Raw genomic sequence first — 4628 nt, 5'->3', positions numbered from 1 at the left:
CGCGACGAACCCGTTCTCCCGCAACCGGTCCAGTGCCGCGCCGATCAGCGTCCGGCTCGCGCCGAGCGCGTCGGCGAGCTCGCGTTCGGCGGGCAGCCGGGTGCCGAGCGGGAGCTGGCCGTCGAGCACCTGCAGTTCGATGGCCGCGGCCAGGTCGGCCGCGCCCTGCCGGGAGCCCTGCCGCCAGGAGCCCAGCATGACGGCCAATCGTGGCCCGGAGATGCGTCCACCCAGTGGGACTGCGGCTTCCATAAGGCCAATATCCTGGAATTGGCTATGGTTTACAAGGCCACTTGCGGCGGATAGTGCGGGTGTGGCTCAGATCGACCTCCGGCCCGTCCGGATCACCCGTGACCCCGCCCGCCGCAGTGTTCAGCTGCTCGCGGGCCTCGCCCTCTACGGCACCAGCGTCGCCCTCGTCACCCGGGCCGGCCTCGGCCTCGAGCCGTGGAGCGTGCTGGCCGAAGGCGTCCTGAAGCACACCGGCCTGTCGTTCGGCACGGTGACCGGCCTGATCTCGGTGGTCGTGCTGCTGCTGTGGATCCCGCTGCGGCAGCGGCCCGGCATCGGCACCATCGCGAACGTCGTCGTCATCTCGGTGATGGTCGACGCCGTCCGCGCGGTGGTGCCCGACCAGCACGACCTGGCCTGGCAGATCGCGCTCCTGGCCGGCGGCATCGCGCTGAACGGCGTCGCGACCGCGACCTACGTCGGCGCCCGGCTCGGCCCCGGCCCGCGCGACGGCCTGATGACCGGCCTCGCCGCCCGCACCGGCTGGTCGGTCCGGCTGGTGCGCACCGGCATCGAGGTCACCGTGGTCGTCGTGGGCTTCTTCCTCGGCGGGACGGTCGGGGTCGGCACCGTGCTCTACGCGCTGGCGATCGGCCCGCTGACCCAGGCGCTGCTGCCGTTCGTGGTGTGGCGCGAGCGCGCCTAGCCGGCTTTGCGCTGCTGGACGACCCGGCGCAGCGTCACGTAGTCGGCGCCGCGCCGGGCGAGGACGTCGTCGGTGCCGCGCTGCTGGGCCAGCGCGAGCAGGATGTGCTCCTGCCCCAGGTGCTTGTCGCCCAGCCGGACGGCTTCCTTGAGGCTGAGCTCGAGCGTCTTCTTCGACTGCGCGGTGAAGGGGATGTGCCCGCGCTTCGCCGGCCCGAGCCGGCCGGCCAGCGCCCCTTCGCCGTGGGTCTGCTCGACGCGCTCGACGATCTGCTCGATGTCGATGCCGAACTCGGTGAGCGCCTCGGCGTCGGCGTCGCTGACCCCGCCGCGGCGCCGGGTCCGCGCCAGCTCGGCGGCCAGGTCGTCGGTGGCGACGCCCAGCTCGGTGAGCAGCGGCACGCCGGTCTTGAGCAGCCCCGCCAGCAGGTCCGACGGCTCGACCTGCACCGAGCCGGACTGTCGCGCCGTCATCTGCGCTTCGACGACCGCGAGCCGCGCGTCCGCCGTGAACCGTTCGAACATCAGTGCCTCCCGTACTTCTTGTGCACGGCCTGCCGGCTGACCCCCAGCTCGGCGGCGATTTCCTGCCACGACCAGCCCTGCACCCGCGCACTGCGGACCTGCACGGCCTCCAGTTGTTCCAGCAGCCGCCGGAGCGCGGCGACCGCGCGCAGCCCCACCCGGGGATCGCGATCACCGGCCCGGGCGGCCAAATCCGTCGCTTCCGTCATGCTGTCAACCTACGTTGACATCGGGCGCCTGTCAACTGAGGTTGACACGCTCATCGCGAAGCCCGACGAGGACCGACGTACAGTCGGGAGATGCCCGAGATCGCGATCGCCGAGCGGGCCGGGGTGGGCGCCGACGGCCACCCACGCCCCACCGAGGACCACGTCGTCGTGCTGGACAACGCGGTGCTGGTCCTCGACGGCGCCACCTCGTCGGACCCCACGCAACCACCCGGCGGCTGGTACGCCGAGCGCCTCGCGCGGCACCTCGGTGACGCTCTCCGCGCCGCTCCCGAAGCCGATCTGGCCGAAGCGCTCACCCGCGCGATCGGCGAGGTCAGCGCGGAAAACCAGTTGCTCCCGCGGCAGTCGCCGTCCAGCACGGTCGCGGCCGTGCGCTGGCTCGACGACCGGGTCGACGCGCTGGTGCTGGCCGACAGCCCGGTGGCCGCGTTCGGCGGCTTCGGCGTCGACGTCGTGTCCGACGACCGGCTCGCCCGGCTGCGGCGGCGCGGGCTGCTCCAAACCGGCGCCGACGTCCGCCGCCGGCGCAACGCCCACGACGGGTTCTGGGTCGCCGAAGCCGAACCGGGTGCCGCCGCGCACGCCGTGCGCCGGAGCTGGCCGCGGGCGGACGTCGAAGCCGTGCTGCTCGCCAGCGACGGCGTGTCCATCGGCGTCGACCAGTACGAGCTGTTCGGCTGGCAAGAGGTCCTCGCGATCACCCGCGCGGACGGGCCGGACGCCGTCCTCGACGCCGTCCGGACCGCGGAGAAGCAGGATCCGGACGGCGAGCGCTGGCCGCGCCCGAAACGCCACGACGACCAGGCGCTCGTCCTGGTCGACTTCAACCTCCGGGGGAATTCAGGGTCTTCCCTGATCACGCCCGATGCCGTTCTCCGAGAACCTGGACGGCATGGGGACGGAACAGGGGAAACGTACGAGACCGTGGCGGCTCGTCGCGCTGGGCGCGATCGGGTGGGGGCTCTTCACCGCCGTCGTGCTGCACATCATCAGCTCGCACGACCCGGTGTACGACACGCTCTCGAGCTACACGGTGACCGACCGCGGTGAGGGCATGCTCGGCGCGAGCGTGCTGTCGCTGGCCATCGGGTCGCTCGCCGTGCTCGGCGCGCTGCAGGTCGCCGGGGTGCCGCTGTCGCGGACGACCCGGCTGCTGCTCGCGTTGTGGGCCCTGGGCATGGCCGCGGCCGCGATCTTCCCGGCCAGCTACCCCGAAGCGCCGGACCCGGTGAGCGGCGAGATCCACCTGTACGCGTGCCTGGTCGCGTTCTGCAGCCTGCCCGGCGCCGCGATTTCGCTGCTGGAACCGCTGAAGGGCCACCCGGAACGCGTCGCGCTGGTCCGGGCGATCCGGGTGGCCGCCGCGGCTTTCGCGCTCTTCGCGCTGAGTTTCGTCTTCGTGCGGCTGAGCGAAGCCGGCGTCGAGCCGTTCGGCGTGGTCTCGAACGTCGTCCCGATCGGCGTCACGCAGCGGCTGCTGCTGCTCGCCGACGTCGCCCTGCTGCTGACGCTGCTGTGGCTGGCCATCCGCCTCGAATCAGCCTTCGACGGCCGCCGCGAATTCGGGCGCGTAGCCGTACAGGCCGGGCATGCCGCCGGTGTGCAGGAACACCACGTGGTCATCGGGGGCGAAGTGGCCCGCCCATTCGACCAGCGCGGCGGCCACCTTGCCGGTGTAGACCGGATCGAGCACGACGCCCTCGGTGCGGCCGAACAGCCGTAGCGCGTGCCAGACGGCGTCGGTCGGGATGCCGTAGCCGGGGCCGAGCGTCGAGTCGCCCAGCCGGGCGTGGCCGAGCGACGGCGGTTCGACGCCGAGCAGCTTGGCCGCGCCCGCGGTGAGTTCGCGCAGGTTCTCGGTGGCCTCGTCGAGCGGGTGGCTGACGCAGGCGACGCCGACGCCGAGGTTCCCGAGAAGAGCGGTGGCCAGCACGACGCCGGCCGCGGTGCCGCCGCTGGCGTGCGGGACGACGAGGTGTGCGCGTTCGATGCCGCGTTCTTCCAGCTGCTTCGCGAGTTCGTACGTCGCCCGGACGTAGCCGAGCGCGCCGAGGTCGTTGGAGCCGCCGACCGGGACGGTGAAGACCGTGCGGCCCTCGGCGGCGGCTTCGGCGACCAGGCGGTCGTAGACGCGGCCGGTTTCCTCGCCGTCGGCGCAGACGTGGACGGTCGCGCCGAAGAGCTTGTCGAGCGGGATGTTGCCGCCGCGCTCGTAGGCGTCGCCGTCGCGCGGGACCTTCGCCGTGAGCACGAGTTCGCAGCGCAGGCCGAGCTTCGCGCACGCGGCGGCGGTCTGGCGGCCGTGGTTGGTCTGCAGCGCGCCGAAGGTGATCACCGTGTCCGCGCCCGCTTCGCGAGCGGCGCCGAGGTGGTATTCGAGCTTGCGCAGTTTGTTGCCGCCGGCGCCGAGCGGGTGGACGTCGTCGCGCTTGAGCCACAGGTTCCGCAGGCCGAGGGCCTCGCCGAGCCGGGGCGCCGCCTGCAGCGGCGTCGGCCAGCCGCCGAGGTCGACACGGGGGATCGCGGCCAGTGCGGCGTCGGGGAAGCCGGCGAAGTCGAACGTCATCAGCCCACTCTAAAGCGCCCCAAGGCGGCCTTGGTTGCGTCTGACGCACCGAAGGCCGCCTTGGGTGCGTCAGACGCACCGAAGGCCACCTTGGGGCGCTTGGGAGTAGCCGAAGACCGGCGGTATCCGGTAACGTTCGTTCGAACGAACGAGAGCGTCCGGGAGGTGCCATGACCGCCACGAGCCTGGAGTTCCCCGGCCTCGCCGAGCAGGCCGCGCGGCTCGCCGCGGGGGAAGTCACCGCCGCCGAGCTGACCGCGACGGCCCTCGGGCGCGCGCACGCCAGCCAGCCGGTCCTCAACGCCTTCCGGCACCTGCGCGACGACGAAGCGCGCGCCGAAGCCGCGGAGGCGGACCGGCGCTTGAAGGCC

At 72.8% G+C, this 4628-nt stretch carries 5 protein-coding genes and 3 pseudogenes; 4 read left to right on the top strand and 4 right to left on the bottom strand.

The features are described from left to right. A partial coding sequence (locus G3I65_RS24420; protein ID WP_166640524.1) for a GntR family transcriptional regulator occupies positions 1 to 252 on the bottom strand: 252 nt, incomplete at its 3' end. Positions 253 to 313: 61 nt separating this feature from the next. Here G3I65_RS24420 and G3I65_RS24415 point away from each other — a divergent pair. Then, positions 314 to 937, top strand: coding sequence for a YitT family protein (locus G3I65_RS24415; protein ID WP_160698163.1), 624 nt, complete (start codon positions 314 to 316; stop codon positions 935 to 937). On the opposite strand, the gene G3I65_RS24410 is transcribed toward G3I65_RS24415, so the two are convergent. Then, the gene (locus G3I65_RS24410; protein WP_160698162.1) at positions 934 to 1461 is read right to left on the bottom strand and encodes a Clp protease N-terminal domain-containing protein; all 528 of its coding nucleotides are present in this window, start codon (positions 1459 to 1461) and stop codon (positions 934 to 936) included. The two genes, G3I65_RS24415 and G3I65_RS24410, sit on opposite strands and share 4 nt — an antisense overlap. Next, positions 1461 to 1670: a sigma factor-like helix-turn-helix DNA-binding protein gene (locus tag G3I65_RS24405; RefSeq protein ID WP_014154112.1), complete on the bottom strand. Its 210-nt coding sequence runs from the start codon at positions 1668 to 1670 to the stop codon at positions 1461 to 1463. Before G3I65_RS24405 ends, G3I65_RS24410 begins: the two co-directional genes overlap by 1 nt. A 90-nt stretch (positions 1671 to 1760) precedes the next feature. On the opposite strand from G3I65_RS24405, the pseudogene G3I65_RS24400 reads away from it, so the two are divergent. Together G3I65_RS24400 and G3I65_RS24395 are read left to right on the top strand one after the other, a co-directional pair. After that, a pseudogene (locus G3I65_RS24400) lies at positions 1761 to 2547 on the top strand (protein phosphatase 2C domain-containing protein). Between the two features lie 9 nt (positions 2548 to 2556). After that, a pseudogene (locus tag G3I65_RS24395) lies at positions 2557 to 3150 on the top strand (DUF998 domain-containing protein); the annotation flags it as partial. 78 nt (positions 3151 to 3228) lie between these two features. Here the strand turns inward: G3I65_RS24395 and G3I65_RS24390 are convergent. Further along, positions 3229 to 4257: a D-cysteine desulfhydrase family protein gene (locus G3I65_RS24390; protein WP_160698161.1), complete on the bottom strand. Its 1029-nt coding sequence runs from the start codon at positions 4255 to 4257 to the stop codon at positions 3229 to 3231. A 170-nt stretch (positions 4258 to 4427) separates the two neighbouring features. Between G3I65_RS24390 and G3I65_RS24385 the strand changes: the two are divergent. Next, positions 4428 to 4628 (top strand): annotated as a pseudogene (locus G3I65_RS24385) (amidase); the annotation flags it as partial.

The sequence above is a fragment of the Amycolatopsis sp. SID8362 genome (assembly GCF_010550475.1).
GTDB lineage: Bacteria > Actinomycetota > Actinomycetes > Mycobacteriales > Pseudonocardiaceae > Amycolatopsis > Amycolatopsis eburnea.
Note: the sequence above shows the minus strand (reverse complement) of the source record. Positions and strands in the feature narration are given on the sequence as shown.